Origin of the sequence: Mucilaginibacter sediminis (assembly GCF_051903035.1) — a bacterium.
GTDB lineage: Bacteria > Bacteroidota > Bacteroidia > Sphingobacteriales > Sphingobacteriaceae > Mucilaginibacter.
In genome coordinates, this window is record NZ_CP170602.1 from 45243 (window position 1) to 67028 (window position 21786).

Here is a 21786-nt window from a genome sequence, read left to right on the forward strand (position 1 = left end):
TTTATTTATTTGCTACCAGTTTATCGTCGGTATCACTCTCTTTTGTGCCTTGCGGCTCTTTTGCGCCGGCAGGGTGAGTTCCATGTAATGATTTAACGTAATTGGCTACATCGGCAATTTGCTTAGGCGATAATTGTTTTTCCCAGGTAGGCATACCTTTGGCAAGCACACCGTACTTAATGGTTTTAAACAAATCGTTAATCTTGCTGCCGTGCAGCCAAAAATCATCTGTAAGGTTGGGGCCCACATTTCCCTGCGCATGATCGCCATGGCAGGCAACGCAATTAGTTTTAAATATACCCTCGCCGGATGCAATTACCGCCGGATCTTTTACCAGTTTTACCGTGTTTTCATCTACCCGGTTAGCGGCTTTGCTCAGGTATGCCTTTTTTTCGATGTCGGCCTGTACCATTTCTGTTTTATACTCGGCATACTGCAGCTGCCCGGTTTTAAATACGTGGTAGTTGAGCAGGTAGCCTGCACCAAAAATGATGGTGGCATAAAAAAGGTACATAAACCATCCTGGTATCGGGTTGTCAAGTTCCTGGATGCCATCGTAATCGTGCTGAATAAGGAGTTCTTGTTCTTCCTCCATCGGCCGCAATGAGAGGAGCTTTTGCCAAACTTCTGCCTTTGGTTTCTTATTTTTCTTTTCCTTAGCGGGATTCATTTGCGCGGCTATCTCGGCATCTGATAATCCTTGCTGTTTAAGCATTACGCGTGCTAAAACATTAAATGTTTTTACCAGCACCAACATGGCTATTAAAAAAAGCAGCAGCATGCCAACAATAGCACCATAAGCAATATAATTCATTACATCACCCGGAATAAGACCATCAGCCATTACGGGCTGAATAAATAATATAAATGCTGATATTAATATAATGCGGTGGTACTTCATGATTGAAAAGGTTGTTGATCTGTTAAACTATCTTTTAAGGGCAAATCGCTCATATATTGAACATGTGGCTTCCTGATGCGAATGAGCATGATGGTTACTACAATAAAAAACACAAAGAATATTCCCAACGAGAAAAGCAGGTATGCCTGGTTTGCGTTGATGTTTTCTGTAAATTGCTTAAACATGATGGTGATTATTTATTGGCAGTTTTGTTAGCTTTAATGTCTGTTCCTAACCGTTGCAGGTAAGCAATTACGGCTATGATTTCCTTATTGCTTTTTACTTTAATATGATCGGCATACAGGTTGTCCCTTATCTCTTTTTCCTGTTTTTCAAGGTCCTGGTTGGCTATGTTTTCATACCCCGCCGGATAGGGAACGCCTAATTTGCGCATGGCATTTATTTTTGCGCGGGTTGATGTAGTATCCAGGTTTTGGGTTATCAGCCAGTCGTAATTAGGCATGATACTTCCCGGCGACATCAGGCGCGGATCCATCAGGTGATTGTAATGCCAGGCGTTGCCATATTTTTGACCTTCGCGGGCCAGGTCGGGCCCGGTACGTTTTGATCCCCATAAAAACGGGTGGTCGTACACAAATTCGCCGGCCTTGCTGTATTCACCATACCGTTCAGTCTCTGACCTGAAAGGGCGTACCGTTTGTGAGTGGCAGTTAACACAACCCTCGCGGATGTATAAGTCGCGGCCCTGCAATTCAAGTGGTGTATAAGGTTTTACAGAGGCTATGGTAGGTATATTGGAGGATACGGTTAGCGTTGGCATCAGTTCAATAAAGGTGCCTACAAGGATAACCAACAGGGCAGCAATGAGCATTTGAATTGGCTTACGTTCCAGCCTGCGGTGCCAGCTGTTTTCCCTTGCAACCATATGAACGGGCTCAAGTGGCATTGCCTGCGCTGCTTCATCAGCAACCAATTTGCCTTGCAGCGCTGTGCGGGTAAGGTTATAAGCCATAACTATAACACCCAGCAGATACATTGCGCCACCTGCAGAACGCATCATGTGCATTGGTAGTATTTGCAGTGTCGACTCCAAAAAGTTTGGATATTTCAGCATGCCTTCGGCGGTAAACTCTTTCAGCATCAGACTTTGGGTAAAACCTGCCCAGTACATTGGTATAGCATAAAAAAGGATACCCAGTGTGCCTATCCAAAAGTGGAAGGATGCCATTTTTTTGGAGAACAACTCAGTTTTATAAATGCGCGGGATTAACCAGTACAGGATTGCAAATGTTAAGAAACCATTCCAGCCTAAAGCGCCAACGTGCACGTGGGCGATGATCCAGTCGCTAAAGTGAGCTATACCGTTAACTTGTTTAAGGGAAAGCATAGGGCCTTCAAAAGTGGCCATACCGTAGGCGGTTAAGCCTACTACCATAAATTTCAGGATCACATCGTCCCTCACCTTATCCCATGAGCCGCGCAGGGTTAATAATCCATTGATCATACCGCCCCAGCTTGGTGCTATCAGCATAATAGAAAAAGCTACACCTAATGATTGTGCCCAGCCAGGTAAAGTGGTATACAACAGGTGGTGAGGACCTGCCCATATGTAGATAAATATAAGCGCCCAAAAGTGAAGGATACTTAGTTTATAGGAGTAAATAGGGCGGTTGGCCATTTTGGGTAAAAAGTAGTACATCATACCCAGGTAGGGGGTAGTCAGGAAAAACGCAACCGCATTGTGGCCATACCACCATTGCACTAATGCGTCCTGAACGCCGGCGTAAACCATATAGCTTTTAAATGCCGATACCGGTAACTCAAATGAGTTTACTATATGTAATACAGCTATGGTAACAAACGTGGCTATGTAAAACCAAATGGCTACGTATAAATGCCTTTCTCGGCGTTTAAATATGGTGCCAAACATGTTCCAGCCAAAAACTACCCAAATTACGGTGATGGCAATATCTATAGGCCACTCCAGTTCGGCGTATTCATGTGATGTGGTTAAACCTAAGGGAAGTGTAATTACTGCCGATAAAATAATCAGCTGCCATCCCCAGAAATGGATTTGGCTAAGTACATCGCTAAACATCCTTGCTTTGAGCAGGCGTTGCAGCGAATAATAAACGCCCATAAAAATGGCATTGCCCACAAAGGCAAATATTACCGCGTTGGTGTGTAACGGGCGGATACGACCGTATGTAGTGTACTGGTTACCCATGTTGGCGGCCGGGTGATAAAGCTGAATGGCTACAATTAAGCCTACAGTCATGCCGATTATCCCCCAGATTACGGTAGCAATACCAAAATTCCGGACGATTTTGTTGTCATAGTAAAATTTTTCGGGCTGCATAAAATGTTATCTTTTTATGGGTGTAAAATTATTGAAGTGCAATGGGTGACAGAATGATGACAGTTTGCTTTAAAAGTGATTAGCATCACTTTTTGTCTGCTTCAGCATCGTCATCGTCAAGCAGGATACGCATGGATGGTGTGTACAGGTCATCATTTTGACCGCTGCGCTGCGCCCAAAAGAAGGCGGCTAAAAATATCAGCGCGAGCAAAACACTGCAGCCAATTAAAAAATAAATGATGTTCATATGAGTTTTCGTTTTTTGGCTGCAAAATGGGTTGCCAGCGTAGTAAATGAAATAATGGTAACAGTACTCAATGGCATTAATATGGCGGCTATTAAAGGAGATAAATGACCGGTAACCGCGTAACTAAGGCCTATGATATTGTAAGTAAGGGAGATGAGGAACGACAGGCGGATGACGTTTACAGCATCCCTGGCAAAGCGAAGAAAAGAGGGAAGTTTGCTAAATGATTTTCCATCTAAAATGGCATCACAGCCCGGCGAGAAATTGTTTACATCGTCGGTAACTGCTATGCCAACATCACTTTGTTTTAGTGCGCCTGAGTCGTTTAACCCATCGCCTAGCATTAAAACCTGTTTCCCTTTTTGTTGAAGTGCTTTTATAAAATCCAGCTTGTCCTGGGGCGATTGGTTAAAATGCATGGCTTTATCGGCCTTAAAAAATTGCACAAGATCTGTACGTTCATGGTCATGATCGCCCGAAAGTAAAAACAGGTCATAGCTCTTATTCAACAAGCTGATGTTTTCCATTCCGGCCCTGTATTCTTGGGCAAATTGAAAATACCCAAGGTAGTGGTTACTGATCATGATATGTACGCTGGTATTGCGCACGCCACCTTCGGCAAAGCCAAATACGAAGGACCCGCTACCCATGCGTAAAGTATTGCTTTCTACAGTTGCTGTAATTCCCTTACCGGGAATCTCTTTATAATCTGTTACCGGCAGCTTTTTATAGTCGCCTAAAAATTGACAAATCATTCGGCTTAGGGGATGTATCGAGTTACGGCAGGCACTGTATATCAACTGTTTTTGTTTTTCGGTAGGCTGGCCTTGTATTACTACGCTTTTGCTGTTACCTGTTGATATAGTGCCGGTTTTATCCATTACAATAGTGTCAATGGCGGCCAGTTGTTCAACAATCCGGGTATTTTTAAGGTAAAAAAGGTTCCTGTCAAATATGCTTAGTGCCGCGGCCATGGTAAAGGGTGTGCTTAGGGCAAGGGCGCAGGGGCAGGCAATTATAAGTACGGCAGTAAAAGCATCAATTCCCCGCCGGTAATCGGTAAATAGCCAAGCCAATAATGATCCAAATGCAATAATCAGCAGCGCTATTGTAAAGTATTTGCTAATGGTTTCACTAAAGGTCTTCGTTCTGCTATCCTGTTTCCGGGTAAAAGCTTCGTTATTCCAAAGCTGTGTAAGGTAGCTTTGCGATACCGGTTTCACTACTTCCAGCTCAATGGCATCGCCGGTTTGCCGCCCTCCCGCGTAAATAATTTCGCCCCATGTTTTATTTACAGGTATTGCTTCGCCGGTAACAAAACTAAAATCAATGAGCGCATCTCCTTTTAGCAGGATAGCATCAGCCGGAATAATTTCATTATGGCGTATCAATATCCTTTGGCCGGTAACAAGCTGTGCCAGGGGTATAGGTTTTTCAGTATCGCCGGTTAATACCTGTACTGCAACGGGAAAAAATGAGCGGTAGTCGCGCTCGAACGAAATATGGTGATATGTTTTTTGCTGTACAAATTTGCCCACCAGTAAAAAGAAAACCAGGCCGCAAAGGGTATCGGCATATCCGGCCCCGGTATGGGCTAATACTTCGGCTACGGTGCGAATGAAAAGTATAGCGATGCCCAGCGCTAATGGAAAATCAATATTGAGGGTCCTGGCTTTTAAATTATTAAAGGCAGAAACAAAATAATCGCGGCCACAAAAAAATACCACGGGCAATGTGAATACTATATTCAGGTAGCCAAAAAAATGTTTAAAAGTTTGCTCAAAGGCCGAAAGGCCAAAATATTCGGGAAAGCTTAGCAACATAACATTGCCAAAGCAAAAACCGGCCACAGCTATTTTTTGAACCAGGTTGCCTTTATTGGCTGAGTTTTGCTTTTTGATAACATCCTGCAGACTGATTAATGGTTCGTAACCAATATCATAAAGCAACTCTACCAACTGTTGCAAGCTGCAAATACGATGATCAAAACGTACTATTAATTGCTTTTTTAAAAAGTCGACCCTGGAGTAATGTATGGCAGGGTTAAACCTGTTTAATTGTTCAAGCAGCCACAAACACGAGCTGCAATGAATGTGAGGTATATATAAAGTGATGATAGTGATATGCTCATCGGTATAATCCAACAAATCGTTAACTATAGATGATTCGCTTAAATAATCAAATCGTTTGCTAACCCGTGCCCGGGTTGCACCCGGGTGATCGTTGTAATTATAATAACTGCCAAGGCCGCTGCCTGCCAAAATCTGGTACACGCTTTTACAGCCCTGGCAGCAAAACTGTTTTTCATCTGCTACAAATGAGGTAGTTAAACATTCATCGCCGCAATGGTAGCATAATGTTTTAACAAGAATTGTGTCGTTCGTCATCTTTTTATTCTGGTTTATCAAAAGTCCATTTTCAGGGCGGGAGTTTAAATGATGGACGTTATGGGCTAATGTGACCCTCGTCATTTTTTGGGAGCATGAACGCCGATAGATTTGTAGTTGATGAATAGGCCGGAAACTTTTGATGTTAGGATGATTGATCCAGACACAACGCACGTTGATATTTTTGAAAAGCTAAGTGCTTTGGAGATTGGCCAATCAATAGTGATAAATCATGACCAAAACCCGCGGCCGCTTTATTTTCGTTTACTGGCAGAGTGTAAGTATGCATTTGGCTGGGAAACACTGCATGATGGGCCCGAAGCTTGGCGTGTTCAGGTCACCAGGAAAACGGCCTGGGTAAATAATGAAACCATAGGCGATATAGTATCTAAAGATTACCGGCATGCCACGGTGTTTAAAAGGTTGGGCATTGACTTCAGCTGCAACGGAAAGAGGACGTTGGAAGAGGTTTGTCTTGATGATCATTTGGATATAAATGACCTGCGCCAGCAGCTGGCACAGTGCTTAAACCAGCCCATGATACAAACTATAAACCTATTAAGCTGGGCGCCTGCTTTTTTGTGCCGTTACCTTGTTAATCTAAATCACCAATACATCAAAATAAATACCCCATTCATAACCGAACTTGCCCAAAAAATGGCTGTTAGTTATGGAGAAAGCCATCCGCAGATTGGCCAGATTAGCACAATTTTTTTTAACGCGGGGAAGGTTTTGATGCATGATGTATCAATTGAAGAGTCCTCGTTGTTTCCGGATGTTGTAAAGCTATCAGAATGTTATGTTAAAGGACGTACGCTTGCAGAGGATGAAACGGGAGCTGTTTTAAGTGCTTTTTACGATATAATGGCTTCGCACGAAAAGATAGCAGCCGATTTTCGCCTTATCAGGCAGCTAACCAATAATTACCAGGTTCCACGTTATGTTTCTTCATCCTACAATATATTATACAAGCTTTTGCAGGACTATGAGGACGATTTGCTATTCAATTTTCATCTTGAAAACAATTTGCTTTTTCCTAAAGTGATAGCGATCCGCGATAAAATGCGATCAACCTAAATATTTCCTTAGTTACCTATTTATAAACACTGATGTCAAATAATTCTGCTCTTAAATATTTTATATTATGATTCACACATTTCATATCCCGGTTTTGGGCCTTGGTTACTCCATCGATACCCCGCTAAAAGTTGCCCGTTATGGCATATCGTCTGTTATATCTATTGTAGACGATGAGTTGATTGAAAGAATGCGGGCTTACCACAGCCAGCTAAATAATGAGCCCTATACCGCGATAACCAAAAAAGAACCTGATTACCGGGCAAAGCGGATTACCGCTTATCTCGACCTGGTTAACCTGTTGGCCTCGCGGCAGTTTGATCATTTGCGGGCCATGGACTTTGACAAAGGAAACGACCTTTGCCGGTATTTTGAGCTGCTGCCTGAGCAGTCAAGATTAAGGCAGGGGTATGACCTGATGCTCGATTATCCCGAAGGAATGCAAAAGAAATTATTTCAGCAAAGGCTGATTAAAGAGATGGAGCCGGGAAGCATTGATGTAAACATCATGTCGAAACTGGATAAAATGAATTACACCGCCAACGGCGATTACAGTGGTGATACCTTTACAGATGCCCTGGCAGCGTTGCGGGGCTTTGCGAATAGTAAACTCCGTTCGTCAATTATTTTATCGGCTGGTATGAACCCTCGTTTATATAGTTACCTGGAAGCCTTTCCCGTTTTTTTTCCTGACGATGACGGGCAACTGGCTAAAAAAGTTGTTTTAAAAGTAAGCGATTTCAGGTCGGCGTTCATACAGGCCAAATTTTTGGTTAAAAAAGGCTTGTGGGTATCTGAATTCAGGATAGAATCGGGCCTTAACTGCGGCGGGCACGCGTTTGCAACCGACGGCTTTTTACTTGGGCCTATATTAGAGGAGTTTAAACAAAAAAGGCAGGAGATGCTTGACGAACTGTTTAGTACTTACCAGGCCGTGTTGTTGCAAAAGCAAATAGTTATAGCCCACCCACCAAAACAAAAACTTACCGTACAGGGAGGTATTGGTACGGCGTATGAAAACCGTTTTTTGTTAGATTATTATGATATGGACGCTACCGGGTGGGGAAGTCCTTTTTTGTTGGTACCTGAAGTAACCAACGTTGATGAAAACACACTTACCCAATTAGAAACCGCTACCGAAGATGATTTTTACCTAAGCGGATCATCGCCATTAGGGATTCAGTTCAACAACTTTAAAAAAAGCACCTCGGAAGAATTGAGACTGAGCCGTTTAGAAAGGGGCAGGCCCGGCAGCCCATGTACTAAAAAGTATTTGGTAAGCAATACCGAGTTTACCGAAACACCTATTTGTACAGCCTCAAGAGAGTATCAGCATTTGAAAATTGAACAACTGCAAACCCTGGAACTTACAGCCGACGAATATGAGCAGCAGTACAAGGCAGTTACCGAAAAGATATGCCTGTGCGAGGGGCTTTGCGCGTCGGCTTATATAAAATACGATTTGTTAAAACCAAGGGAAAATAAAGCGGTTGCCATTTGTCCGGGCCCTAACCTCGCTTATTTTTCGCGGGCTTACTCACTGGATGAAATGGTGCAACATATTTATGGCGCTACGGATTTGCTTGATAAAATAAAGCGGCCGCACATGTTTATAAAGGAATTGAACCTTTATATCGATTATCTTCAAAACGATTTACAATCGCAACTGAAAGATATTACCGAAAAAAAGAAGAAACAATTGAGCAAATTTAAGTTACAGCTGCAGGATGGAATTGCCTATTACAAAGAATTGTTTGCCAGTTCGGCAAATCAAACATCTGGTATAGTGCAGGATTGGATAAATGATTTGACCACTTCAGAAGAGCAGTTGAGCGGTATAGCCATATAGTTATAGCCAAAGTGTAATATATGGGCAGCCCTTTTTTGTGAGGGCTGCCTTTTTATTTATTAAATGTTCAGGGCCTTTTAGGCAATACCATAACCGGGATGGTTATATGGTGGGTTACGTGGCTACTTTGGCCGCGTTTAAAAAAAGATATCATTTGTTCTTTGGGCTGTTTAGCAACGGCCAGCAAGTCTGCCCGTTTATTGGCTTTTAGCCATTCCCAATCTTTTTGATGCTTTATATCGGGTACACTACGAAAGTATACGCCGCCGCAACGCAGGTCGGTATAAAGTTTGCGGTTAATTTCTTTTTCCGCAGCTTTTGTATCATTGTCGGCTGGATTATTGTTCAGGTGGGCAACCATCAATTCGGCGTGGAAACCATCCATCAGGCTGCCAAGTTCTGCTATTGATAATATATCTCCGACGTCCAGGGTAGTGGCAAATGCCATTTTTTCAATATTGCGCAGCGGGGTGTTTTGAGGCACTACCAAAACGGGTACAGTTGTCCAGTCTATTATCCTGCAGCATGCGTCGCTCATTATAAAAGATGCCAAGTCATCAGTTTCAAGCGGGGCCATAACAATAAAGGCTATCTCCGTATCGTTTATGATTTCTGTCATCACATCTACCATATCCGTACTGCCGGTGTAAACAGATGTTTGCGGCATAAATGATCCCGGAAAAACCCGTTTCATTAAGTCGGCTTCCAATATTTCTGAAAACGCTGCAAGCTTGCTATCAATCATCAATTCTTCGGGACAATCTTCTCCACTTAAAACCGGCTGCGCATGAAATATCGCCGGTACCAGTTGCAAGTGATAAAATTTAACATTAACCCTCATCTTTCTGGCAAGGTGTAACGCATACTTAGCCGCATGGGCAGATTTTTCTGAAAGGTCGGTCAAAACTGCTATGGTCTTCATTTAGTTATCTTTTAATACTGGAATAATTTTGCCGGATGCCATAATTCTTTCCGCATAGGTAAATAACTTATTTTTTGTTGCCTTTAAGGCATTCATAGCTTCGGTTAAGCCACTTGCCAGTTCACTATATTTTTCAATAAAATGAAGGTTCATCGCTTCTTTCTCATTACCTACAAACGGTTTAAGAAATACGAGAAATGCAGGTATATCGGATTTAAGACTATCGATTTTTTTTGCCTGTTTGGATACTTCCTGTTCAAATTCTTCCTTTTTTATCATCATATCAGGAGTAAGTTCAGCGTTGTTATATTTACAAAGAATGTTATTAAAAAAACGGATTTCATCCTCCATAAAACAAACATCTTTCATCCACTGGCCGGCTAAAATATAAAGCTCCTGTATTTCATCTTCTAACCCGGTATCGGGGGTTAACTTATTCATGGCGGTAATTTTTATTAAAGTAAGTGTTAAGATTTTTCAGGTATTACTAATAATGGTAAAGCAATGTGCCCTGCCATTTTTTTAGTATGGCTGCCGGTAAACAGCGAGGCAAGTAAACCACGATGGTGGTGCACCATAGCCAGCATATCAACATTCCCGTAGTTACATAACCAGTTAAGCCCGGTTTCGGTTGGGGCCTGTTTAATAATTAATGAACCTGTTTTGGCATATCCTGCAATTTGTTTAACCTCTTGCACCATTTCGGTCAGGTATAATCCTGCTTCGGCGGTGTCTTCGCCTTCGTGGCAAATGTGTATCAATTGTATGGTTGCATTTAATAAAGTTGCCAGCGGCAGTATGCCTGTAATGGTCGTAAAATCTTCGGCCTTATGTTTCATATCAAGTGCAATAGCAATGGTTTTAATATGGGTATACCTGAAGCCCGATGGGATAAGCAATAATGGGGTTGGTGTGGCATCAATCATATTGCGTGCATGGTTACCAAGCATTAAGCTGCTTATGCCCCCGGCGCCATGTGTTCCGGCAACTATCAAGTCAGCATGATCCTGCTCGGCCAGTGTTTTTAACACATCAGTAGCTGTGCCTGGTTGGGCCTTAAGGCTTATGTGGGGTTTAAAATCGCCATCGGCGTGTTGTGCTTCAAGTGCTTTTTTTAGCAGCTTTAGTTCGGCTAGTGCGCCTTCTTCAATAACGTGATATTCTTCCATAGGCCACACAATTACGCCTGCTTGCGGAATTTCGGCGGGGATTATCATCGCTGTGCATATTTCTATATCGCTTTTGGTTTGCACTGCCAGCTTGTAACCAAAAATGGCGGCATTTTTGGCATTCTCTGAAAAATCGGTACCAATCAATATTTTTTTCATGGCTTTTACTGTTTAATTATTTTGAGTAAAGCTCAGGAAATGAGGGTGTTTAAAAAGTGACGCCTGTCACTTTTTATTATGATGCTATATCATTTGAAGCGCTAACCTGCACCTGTGGAATTGTTGTGGCGAAACTAATTTTGAACCCGAATGACTGATATCACCTATGATTATGCCCGCTGTCATTTATTATAATGCACAGCAAACTGATATTTGATAACAACTTAAAGTTTTGGTTATGAATACAATACTGGTGCCTACGGATTTTTCTCCCTGCGCGGTAAATGCAAGCCATTATGCTTTACAACTGGCCGCGGGGCTAAGGGCTGGTGTGCACATCTGTCATGCTATATTATTGCCTGTGCAAACATTGGTAGCCAATCCGGATGCTTGGGCAACAGCCGACTACTCGCACCTGGAAACAGCCACTATGGACGCCTTAAGCGTTACCGCGATTGAAATGGAGCATGAGATGGCGCGTGAACTTGCCCCTAACGCGGGCAATTTTAAACCCCATGTTGGTTATTCGTGCCAAATGGGTTTGGTAGCCGATGTGGTTGGCAAAATTGTTCAGGAAAGGCGGCTATCGTTGGTTGTAATGGGGATGTCGGGTGCGGGCGCATTGAGTAGGCTATTCATGGGCAGTAATAGCCGGTCGGTAATTGATCATGCAAAATTCCCGGTGCTGTTGGTGCCGCCTAAAGTTAAATTTAAACCCTTTAAAAAAATAGCTTTCACTACCGATATGCTGACCGGAGATATTGATGTATTAAATTCTGTTGCCGAAATAGCTAAATATTTCAATGCCGAAATTTTGATTGCACACATTGCCAGCCAGAATAAGGATGCCCATTTGGATGATAAGCAGGTGAATAAATTTTTAAGTGATGTAACGGATAAAATTAACTACCCCAAAATTTACTACAGAAACATAAAAAGCGCCGACGTAGATCAGGGACTTGATTGGATATGTAAACACGGGCAAATTGACATGATTGCTACCGTGCACCGTCGACAAAATTTTTTAGAACGATTTTTTTCAGGTAGCTACACACAAAAACTGGCCAAGCATATCGGCATGCCCTTGTTGGTTTATCCGGCAATTGCTGCGGTAAAATAATATTTAGCCGCTCCCGCTAAATCAAAACGACTTACCAACCGGAATAGTTGCCGTGATTGGCCGGGTACCTTTTATAAACCGGAAAGTTGATAAATATTTTTTTTATTTCAACATTAAGTGTAGCTTACACAATTAAACTAAAACCAGTTGAACCTAAAATTCGTGGCCGTAATGGTTTCATGCCGATTTGCAAATTGGTAACTTGCGGTTATGTTATTGTGTGTTATTGGGCAGTATGGAGTGCAGTTGACGCCTGATTTTTTATGAAGAAAATAATTATACTATTTGCTTTACTGATTTTTGCGCTTTGGGGTTATGCCCAATCACCTATAAAAAATAAGGTGCTTAAATATTCGTTAAAAGATGGGCTTTCTTTTGGCATCGTAAATAGCATTACGCAGGATAATAAAGGGTTTATGTGGTTTGCCACCAATGAGGGGCTTAACCGTTTTGATGGTACCACCTTTAAGGTTTTCAGATCTCGCCAGGGCGATTCAACTTCATTGGCAAGCAACTTTGTACAAAGTATAATTTTAGGAAAACAGGGATATATCTGGGTTTCGTCCAGGAGCGGCCTGAGCAGGCTTGATACCCGTACCGAAAAATTCTCGCATTATAAATTCACGTATGGCAATAATGTTAAAAATGCCGTAAACAACATTGCCAAAAGTACCAACGGTAATCTTTGGATAGCATCATATGGCGTAGGCTTTTCCTATTTTAATACGCAAACGTTAAAATTTAAAAATTACAACAGCAAGTCGCTGCCGGGGTTGTCAAGTTACCGGATAACCGCCTTGCTCGAAGATTCAAAAGGTTTGCTCTGGTTAGGTACAGATAATGCCGGTATCAATATAGTTAATCAAAAAAATGGCGTAGTTGCCAATAAGGCAAACCTGCCTGTGCCTATAAACAACTTTATGGTTGGGCGCATAAACGATATTTTCGAAGATCATTTTCACAATGTATGGATAGCTACAGGCAAGGGTATTATATATTATAACCGCGATAAAAACATGTTTTCGCAATTGCAAACTGCCCAGCCTGCTTTTAAAAATAAAAGATATTTATCCATAATTGAAGATGGCAGTAACCAGTTGCTGGTTGGCTTACAGGATGGCGGCGTGTACAAGGTTTTGACAGACCGGGACCCAACGTCAATAAATTTTTCGCTTTTGCCAATTACCGGCGATGATGATCATTACATAACACAACGTTCTGTTCAAACCCTGTTTATAGATAAGGACAAAAATACCTGGCTTGGCACCTATGATGATGGTATTGGAATGATAAGTAATATCAAGGCGCGGTTTACTAATATCCAAAAGAAAAGGGTTGAGAAAAGTGGCGAAAGTTGGGTCCGGTTTTACGGAATGTGCCAGGACGGCGATGGCTATTTATGGCTTGGTACCGATGGCGACGGTATTTTTAAAATGCGGACCGATGGAAGCCTGGTTAAACAATACAAAGCCAACAACCGCCCTGGAGGCCTTACGGATAGCGCTTTTTTGTACGGCTATACGGATAGGAATAAGAATGTTTGGTTTGGCACTTATGCACGGGGGCTTTTTTTATACAATAAAAAAACAGACTCGTTCACAAACTTTAGCCATGACGCAGCAGATAATAAAAGTATCGGGGGGAATGATGTAAGAGCTATTTACCAGGATATACATAAAAATTTGTGGGTTGGTACCAACGGAGGTGGATTGAGCCTTTTTAATCCTGCTACCAAAACGTTTACCAATTACACCCCGGCCAACAGTGGCTTTGGGTCATATGACGTACGGGCCATAGCCGAAGACGAAAAAGGGAATTTGTTTGTAGGTACCTATGGTAATGGATTGATATACTATGATGTTGCGCAAAAAAAGTTTTCGCGGCTGTTTAAGGATGATGCCGAAAAAAGGAATTTCCCGAGCCAGATCATTTTTTCACTTTATCCTGATAAGAAAAATCAATTATGGATAGGTACCGAAGGCGATGGACTGATTGTGTATAATCTTAAGTCAAAAACGTTTAAAAAATTCAATGAAAAAAACGGACTGGCAAACAATACCATAAATGCTATAAAAGAAGCAGGTAATGGCACGGTTTGGATTAGCACCAACCAGGGTTTATCATGTATTGACACTTATACCAATAAAATAATCAACTACGATAAATCGGATGGATTACAATCAGGGCAATTTAATGCCGGGTCGGTTGTAATGGATACCGTGGGTAAACTGATGTATTTTGGCGGAACTGAAGGGCTTAATATTTTTGATCCCGAAAAAGTAAATCAAAATCATTACAAATCGCCGATAATGATAACCGGTTTGCAGATTTTTGATAAGCAGATAGAGGTAGGCATCCAGGGCAAGGACGAAACCGTATTATCAAAGACCATTAGCGAAACCGCTCAACTTACGCTTCAGCCAGACCAATCGGTGTTTTCAATTCAATACACTGCTTTAAATTATGTTTATCCTCAAAAAGGCAATTTTGCGTATCGGCTGGATGGGCTTGATAAATCATGGAACTATGTGGGTAACCAGCGGTCGGCAACCTATCGTTATCTGGGGGCCGGCGATTATGTTTTTAAGGTAAAAGCAGCCGACCAGGACGGTATCTGGATGGATGACTATGCAACATTGCATATAAAAATTTTGCCTCCATGGTACAAAACATGGTGGGCTTATTTATGCTACCTGGCTACAATAGGAGTTGTTATTTATTACTATATACAATATAGGGCCAACCAGTCGAAGCTAAAATATGATATTAAAATAGCTCAGCTCTCGGCCGAAAAAGATAAAGAGCTGAATGAGCGGAAGCTTTCGTTTTTTACTAATATATCTCACGAGTTCAGAACACCGCTAACCTTAATTATTAACCCTGTAAAGGATATGTTGTTTGGTCCGGCAGATAAGGGCGATGTGGGCAACCTGCACATTGTTTACAGAAATGCCAGGCGGCTATTAAGCCTTGTTGACCAGTTACTGCTGTTCAGAAAAGCCGAAAGCGATACCGATAAACTAAAATTAGTTAAGCTAAATATTGTAAACCTATGCCGCGAAGTTTTTTTATGCTTTAACCACCAGGCCAAAACAAAACAAATACAGTTTGATTTTATAAGCCAAACAGACGCGATTGAAATATTTGCCGACCGCGAGAAGATAGAGATTGTTTTGTTTAATTTGATATCAAACGCCCTTAAGTTTACACCGGAGCGCGGCGCTGTAAGCTGTACGGTAATAAACGAAGCCGACAACGTAAGGATTGAGATACGTGACAACGGCTGCGGCATAACCGAAGGCACGGGCGAGCAACTATTTAACAGGTTTTACCAGGTTGAAAATGCTGCCCCCATGGCAGGTGGGTTTGGTATTGGCTTGTACCTGGTTAAAGTGTTTGTTGAAAACCATAAGGGTAAAATTGCTTATGAAAGTAAACCCGGTAGCGGCACCGTTTTCAATATTTGTTTATTAAAGGGGAAAGCCCATTTTGGGCAGCAATTTGTTTTTGAGGATGTTGCTGAAACCTCTGTTTTTTTAGATGAACTGATAGAAAATAAAGGGGAGTTAACACCGGATGCCCCAGGTGGTAAACAGGCAAAAGCCAAAAATGCCGATCCGCTGAGCTCTGATACCAAAACCATGCTGCTTATAGAAGATAATCAGCAAATCCGCGATTACCTAAAGCAAATATTTAATGATGACTTTGAGATTTTTGAGGCGGACAATGGTACAGATGGGCTTGCGCTGGTTTATCAGCTTGTGCCGGATATTGTTATCAGCGATGTAATGATGCAGGGTTTAAGCGGTATCGAAGTTTGCCATAGGGTGAAGGAAGATCCTATTTTAAATCACATACCGGTAATTTTGTTAACAGCAAGTTCATCTGCCGAGATAAAATTAAAAGGGATTGAAGGCGGTGCCGACGATTATATTACAAAGCCATTTGAAAAAGAAATATTAATAGCCCGTGTTAACGGCATTTTGAAAAGCAGGAACAACCTGCAAAAATACTTTTATAACGAGATAACCCTCAAATCAAACGATCTGAAGATATCGCAGGAATACAAAGAGTTTTTAGAAAAGTGCCTGGTTATTGTAGAACGACATTTAACCGACCCCGAGTTCAGTATAAAAACACTGGCTGCCGAAATAGGGATGAGCCACTCCAATTTGTACCGGCGTATTAAGTCTATTTCGGGGCAATCTGCCAATAGTTTTATCCGGTTTATCCGATTAAGGAAGGCCGCCGAGATCCTGTTAACTACCGATAGCACCATTTATGAAACCGCCTATAAAGTGGGCCTAAATGACCTTAAATATTTCAGGGAACAGTTTCATAAGCTGTTTGGAGTAAACCCGTCAGATTACATCAAAAAATACCGAAAACCATTCCATAATAATTACAACGTAAACCGCGATGTAATTAAAGAAAATTGATGGTGATTAATTTACCCCCTAAGCAAAACCCGCTTAAATCACGTATTTAAGCGGGTTTTGCTTATTTACCCCCTATTTAATTGAGAATTTACCCCTCACTCAATTTTACTATTTAACCCCATTTTGGCCTTACCAATTAACCGGAGATAAATCGTAATTCATTACCGGCCATTTTAATAACATGTAAAAAGCTTTGTAAAATCATGAGTTTACGCGGCTTGATGCAGCTGTTTTAATTGCCCGGAAAATGCGTTCGATCGACATCCTGAATTTAGAAAACCCAGTAAAATATGAAATCAAATTTACACGTAAAGCATTCCCCTCACCGGAAAAGATTACCCCGGCTTTTCTTATTAGCCACAAGTATGGCCATTGCTTGTTTAACTACTACTGCAATACCAACCCAGGTATATGCGGGAGTTAAAAACGTTAACAAGCAAGACCTTAAAATAAGCGGTGTTGTAACCGACGAAAAAGGTGAAACCCTGCCAGGCGTATCAGTAACTTTAAAAGGTACTACTACCGGTGTTATTACCGACATTAACGGTAAGTTTACACTAAACGTGCCCGATGCTTCGGCCACATTAGTTTTTACCTATATCGGTTATACCAGGCAGGAGGTACCCGTTAACGGCCAAACAATTATCAACGTAAAATTAGAGGCCGATGCAAAATCACTAAACGAAGTTGTGGTTGTTGGTTACGGCACACAAAAGAAAGCTACATTAACCGGTTCTATTTCCCAGGTTAAGGGCTCGGAATTGGTTAAAAGCCCGCAGCCCAACCTTTCAAACGCATTAGCCGGAAGATTCTCAGGCGTTATTGTTAACAACCGCAGCGGCGAGCCTGGATACGATGGATCAAACATCACCATTCGTGGTTTGGCTACTACCGGAAGCAACAACGTGCTGATAGTGGTTGACGGCGTGCCAGGCCAAATAGGTGGTTTGGAAAGGCTTGATCCTAATGACATCGAAAGTATGTCGGTGTTGAAGGATGCATCGGCGGCCATATACGGTAACAGGGCGGCAAATGGTGTTATCCTGGTTACCACTAAACGTGGTAAATCGGGTAAGCCAACCATTAACTACAGCTTTAACCAGGGCTTCAGTTCGCCAACGCGTTTGCCAAAAATGGCCGATGCTGCAACTTATGCCCAAATCATGAATGAGATCAGCCTTGACTCGAATCCTGGCGGAGGCCCAAACCAGTCGTACTCGGCAGACCAGATCCAGAAATTTAAAGACGGTTCAGATCCATTAAATTACCCTAATACCGATTGGGAAAAGCAAACACTTAAAAGCACTGCCTTACAAAATCAGCATAGTCTTTCGGTTGCCGGTGGTAGCGAAGATGTAAAATACTTTGTTTCGCTGGGTACTATTTACCAGGATGGCTTATACAAAAATGGTGTTACCAAATATCACCAGTATAATTTCCGTTCAAATATTGATGCTAATGTTACCAAACGTTTAAAAGTAGGCTTGTCACTTTCAGGCAGGGAAGAAGACAGGCAGTTTCCTGAAGTAGGCGCCGGCGACGTATTCCGTTCTGTGTACCGCGCAAAACCTATTGTTGCAGCCTACTATCCAAACGGATTGCCAACAACAGGTATCGAAAACAACAACCCGGCCGTTCAGGTAACCGATATTGGTGGTGTTAACAATAACCCTACCCAGGTGTTTAATGGCATTTTAAAGGGCAGTTACGCACTTCCGGGTATTGAAGGTTTGTCTTTGGATGGATTCTTTTCTGTTGATAAATCGTATGCGTTTGACAAAAACTTCAGTAAGCCTTATATTCTGTACAGCTATGATGCCAATGCAAAAACTTACAACAAAAATGTGGTTGGCGGTAATAACAACGCTCCAACACTGTTTGAGTCGCAAACCAACCAGGCATTACTTACCTCAAACATTAAGCTGAATTATGCACGCAAATTTGGCAAGCACGATGTAAATGCTTTTGTTGGTTACGAGCAAAGCAAAAATCACCTTGAATATTTTGATGCCACGCGCTACAACTATTTATCATCACAACTGCCCGAGCTTTCACAGGGTGGCAGTGCCGCAACAGATTACCTGAACTCGGGCTATAGCTCAAACTATAACCGTCGTAGTGTAATCAGCCGTTTAGCATATGCCTTTGATGAAAAATACTTATTTGAAGGCCAGCTTCGTGCTGATGGTAGTTCGATATTCCCTTCTGGCAAGCAATGGGGTTATTTCCCATCGGCATCAGTAGGATGGAGGATCACCAAAGAAAATTGGTTTAAAGATAATGTTAGCTTTTTTGATGATCTAAAACTAAGGGCATCGTACGGTTCGTTAGGTAACGACAACGTAAACGGCTTCCAGTATTTTGACAATTATGTTTTGGTTAACAACGGTTTTGTAGCCAGCGTTCCGGGCAGCGGGTCAAATACCATTCAGCCAAACGTTAACCTGGTAAAACTGGCTAACCCTAACATTACCTGGGAAGTTGCCAAAAAGCTGGATATTGGTGTAAATGCTACATTCCTGCACGACTTTACAGTTGAGGCCATATACTTTAAACAAAAACGTTCTGACATCCTTGCTGCAAGGAACGCGTCGTTGCCAGGTACTTCGGGTATCGTAAATCCATACGGTTCTGATCCTTTGGTTCCGTCGGAAAATATTGGTAAAGTAAACAGCGAAGGTTTTGAGGCAACCCTGGGCTATAATCACACCACTAATAAATTTAGCTGGGGTGTAAGCGGCAACATAACCTATGCTAAAAGCAAGATTGTTTTTATTGATGAAGCCAGTGGTGCTTTAAGTTATCAGCGCCAAACCGGCAGGCCTTTGAATACTTACCTGCTTTACAATGCCATAGGCATTTTCCGTACCCAGGCAGATCTTGACAGTTATCCGCATGTTACCGGCGCCAAAATTGGCGACTTAAAATACCAGGACTTTAACGGCGACGGTCAAATAAATGCCGATGACCAAACACGAACCAAATACGGTAACATCCCACAAATTACTTATGGATTTACGCTGAATGCGGCTTACAGCAATTTCGATCTTTCGGTATTGTTTTCAGGCCAGGCGCAGGTTAGTCAATATGTTTTACCTGAATCGGGAAGTATTGGTAACTTTTACAGCAGCTGGGCCGATAACAGGTTTAGCGCCTCGAATCCAAACGGAACCTATCCAAGGGTAACAGATCGTGCATCTAACGCTATCAGCGGCGGCCAGTACAACAGTACGTTTTGGCTTAATGATGCTTCGTTCTTCAGGTTGAAAAACGTTCAGTTGGGTTATAACTTCAATACAGCTTTCCTTTCAAAAATTAAAGTAGGCGGCTTAAGGGTGTATGCAAGTGCGTTCAACTTGTTCACCATCACCAAGGTGAAGGATTATGACCCTGAAGGAACCAGTGGCAGCGGTCAGTTTTATCCGCAGCAGCGAATTATCAACTTAGGTGTTAACGTTAAATTTTAATTAGCAAACAATCATGAAACTACAATATAAAGCCCCGCTGTATTTAATGGTGTGTGGTATGCTGGGTACAACAGCGTGTAAAAAAAATATATTAGATGTGCAGCCTACCGATAGGATTGCTACATCTGCCATTCAATCGGACACGGCTGTATTCGAGGCTTATGTAACCAATCGTTATATCGGTGCTAAGTTACAGGATAAAGAGGGTGATGGATCAAACCCGGGTTTTGGCCGCGGTTTTGAATACAGTATGTGGAGTTCCCTTACCGATGAGTCTATTTATAATAACGATGATGCTACCTGGCTCATACAGCGCGGGCAATTGGCACCCGAAAATTTAGGCGGAGCGGGCGTGCTTTGGGCCCGGAGTTACCGTAGTATAAGGGAATGTAACTATGCTTTAAGCATTTTACCAAACCTGCCTTTAAGCGCCGGGCATAAAACACATATTGAAGGTGAGTTGAAATTTATCAGGGCTTTCCGTTACCAGGACCTTATCCGCAATTATGGCGGGGTAGTGCTAATGGGCGACAAGGTGGTAAATTTGGGTGATAATTTACAGGATCCATCCCTATTCAAAAGAGCAACCATTAAAGAAAGCATTGATTATGTTACAGCTCAGCTTGATGATGCCGCTGCTAAGCTTCCTTTAAATAATGACGGAACCTGGTTGTTAGGCCGTGCTACCAAAGGTGCTGCATTGGCTTTAAAATCACGACTAAAGCTTTATGCTGCAAGTCCGTTGTATAATGCCGGCACATGGGCCGATGCTGCAACAGCGGCACAAGCGGTTATCAGCTTAAATAAATACGGTATTTATTCAGGCGGTTATGATAACATGTTTTTAGTTAACGAAACTAACGAGGTGATTTTTGAGCGTTTGTACACTAAAAATGCCAACCATACCCACATGGAAATTGCCAACGGGCCAAATGGTTATGGCGGTTGGGCCGGTAATACGCCGCTGCAAAACTTAGTTGATGATTATGAAATGGATAATGGTAAGCCAATTACCGATCCTACATCAGGATACGATCCAACACATCCTTACGATCATCGTGACCCAAGGTTTGATGCAACTGTATTACACAACGGATCTCCATACAGGGAGCGTACTGTTGAAGCATTTATACCGGGTGGAAAAGACAGTAAAGATGGCGATAGCAACTGGAATACCACTAAAACAGGTTACTATTTACGCAAATATATGGACGATGCTTACCCGCTTCAAAACCCTTGGGGTAATGCTGGTTTTCATCCATGGATTTATTTCCGTTACGCCGAAATCCTGCTGAATTTTGCCGAAGCAGCCAACGAAGCTTACGGAGCCGATGTTATTCCGGCTGGTTCAACCATGTCGGCAAGGCAGGCTATCAATATGATCAGGGCAAGGCCGGGTGTTAATATGCCTGCATTAGCCGCCGGATTAAACCAATCACAAATGCGCGATGCTGTTAGATACGAAAGGCGTGTTGAGCTGGCATTTGAAGAACATCGTTTTTATGATGTACGCCGTTGGAAAATTGCCGATGTTACCGAAAACAAGCCGGCGGGAGGTGTAATAATCACCAAAAATGCCAATGGTACATTTTCATATACGCCTAAAGTGGCATTGGATGGACGCAGTTTCCAAACCAAACATTATTGGTTGCCAATACCACGCACCGAGATACAGGCATCTGGTGGTCAGTTGCAGCAAAATGCAGGTTACTAAAAAGAGCCTCACCTA

General features: G+C 42.3%; 14 protein-coding genes. 6 read left to right on the top strand and 8 right to left on the bottom strand.

What is annotated here, in order from left to right; genetic code table 11:
- Position 1: 1 nt before the first annotated feature.
- The 5 genes from ACFGVS_RS00210 to ACFGVS_RS00230 all read right to left on the bottom strand — a co-directional run bounded on the left by ACFGVS_RS00210 (position 2) and on the right by ACFGVS_RS00230 (position 5855).
- On the bottom strand, positions 2–901 hold the full coding sequence (locus tag ACFGVS_RS00210; RefSeq protein WP_439696944.1) for a cbb3-type cytochrome c oxidase N-terminal domain-containing protein: 900 nt from the start codon (positions 899–901) through the stop codon (positions 2–4).
- A complete protein-coding gene (locus tag ACFGVS_RS00215) occupies positions 898–1086 on the bottom strand; it encodes a hypothetical protein (RefSeq protein WP_439696945.1) in 189 nt (62 codons plus the stop codon). Before ACFGVS_RS00215 ends, ACFGVS_RS00210 begins: the two co-directional genes overlap by 4 nt.
- Before the next feature lie 8 nt (positions 1087–1094).
- Entirely contained in the window at positions 1095–3221 is a 2127-nt protein-coding gene (ccoN, locus tag ACFGVS_RS00220) for a cytochrome-c oxidase, cbb3-type subunit I (RefSeq protein ID WP_439696946.1), read from the bottom strand.
- A gap of 85 nt (positions 3222–3306) precedes the next feature.
- Entirely contained in the window at positions 3307–3468 is a 162-nt protein-coding gene (ccoS, locus tag ACFGVS_RS00225; protein ID WP_090653105.1) for a cbb3-type cytochrome oxidase assembly protein CcoS, read from the bottom strand.
- Positions 3465–5855: a heavy metal translocating P-type ATPase gene (locus ACFGVS_RS00230; RefSeq protein ID WP_439696947.1), complete on the bottom strand. Its 2391-nt coding sequence runs from the start codon at positions 5853–5855 to the stop codon at positions 3465–3467. Before ACFGVS_RS00230 ends, ccoS begins: the two co-directional genes overlap by 4 nt.
- A 120-nt stretch (positions 5856–5975) precedes the next feature.
- On the opposite strand from ACFGVS_RS00230, the gene ACFGVS_RS00235 reads away from it, so the two are divergent.
- Together ACFGVS_RS00235 and ACFGVS_RS00240 are read left to right on the top strand one after the other, a co-directional pair.
- On the top strand, positions 5976–6932 hold the full coding sequence (locus ACFGVS_RS00235) for a DUF542 domain-containing protein (RefSeq protein WP_439696948.1): 957 nt from the start codon (positions 5976–5978) through the stop codon (positions 6930–6932).
- Positions 6933–6999: 67 nt separating this feature from the next.
- Complete coding sequence (locus tag ACFGVS_RS00240) at positions 7000–8781, top strand: hypothetical protein (RefSeq protein WP_439696949.1); 1782 nt, start codon at positions 7000–7002, stop codon at positions 8779–8781.
- 67 nt (positions 8782–8848) lie between these two features.
- Here the strand turns inward: ACFGVS_RS00240 and ACFGVS_RS00245 are convergent, their stop codons facing one another.
- The 3 genes from ACFGVS_RS00245 to ACFGVS_RS00255 are packed head-to-tail and all read right to left on the bottom strand — an operon-like array spanning position 8849 to position 11031.
- A complete protein-coding gene (locus tag ACFGVS_RS00245) occupies positions 8849–9703 on the bottom strand; it encodes a universal stress protein (protein ID WP_439696950.1) in 855 nt (284 codons plus the stop codon).
- The gene (locus ACFGVS_RS00250; RefSeq protein ID WP_090653100.1) at positions 9704–10144 is read right to left on the bottom strand and encodes a hypothetical protein; all 441 of its coding nucleotides are present in this window, start codon (positions 10142–10144) and stop codon (positions 9704–9706) included.
- Positions 10145–10170: 26 nt separating this feature from the next.
- Complete coding sequence (locus ACFGVS_RS00255; protein WP_274208750.1) at positions 10171–11031, bottom strand: universal stress protein; 861 nt, start codon at positions 11029–11031, stop codon at positions 10171–10173.
- Between the two features lie 238 nt (positions 11032–11269).
- On the opposite strand from ACFGVS_RS00255, the gene ACFGVS_RS00260 reads away from it, so the two are divergent.
- The 4 genes from ACFGVS_RS00260 to ACFGVS_RS00275 all read left to right on the top strand — a co-directional run bounded on the left by ACFGVS_RS00260 (position 11270) and on the right by ACFGVS_RS00275 (position 21771).
- A complete protein-coding gene (locus ACFGVS_RS00260) occupies positions 11270–12151 on the top strand; it encodes a universal stress protein (RefSeq protein WP_439696951.1) in 882 nt (293 codons plus the stop codon).
- 263 nt (positions 12152–12414) lie between these two features.
- A complete protein-coding gene (locus tag ACFGVS_RS00265; protein WP_439696952.1) occupies positions 12415–16590 on the top strand; it encodes a hybrid sensor histidine kinase/response regulator transcription factor in 4176 nt (1391 codons plus the stop codon).
- A 290-nt stretch (positions 16591–16880) separates the two neighbouring features.
- Entirely contained in the window at positions 16881–20057 is a 3177-nt protein-coding gene (locus ACFGVS_RS00270) for a SusC/RagA family TonB-linked outer membrane protein (RefSeq protein ID WP_439696953.1), read from the top strand.
- A 13-nt stretch (positions 20058–20070) separates the two neighbouring features.
- Positions 20071–21771, top strand: a complete 1701-nt coding sequence (locus tag ACFGVS_RS00275) for a RagB/SusD family nutrient uptake outer membrane protein (RefSeq protein WP_439696954.1) — start codon at positions 20071–20073, stop codon at positions 21769–21771.
- The last annotated feature ends 15 nt before the right edge of the window (positions 21772–21786 follow it).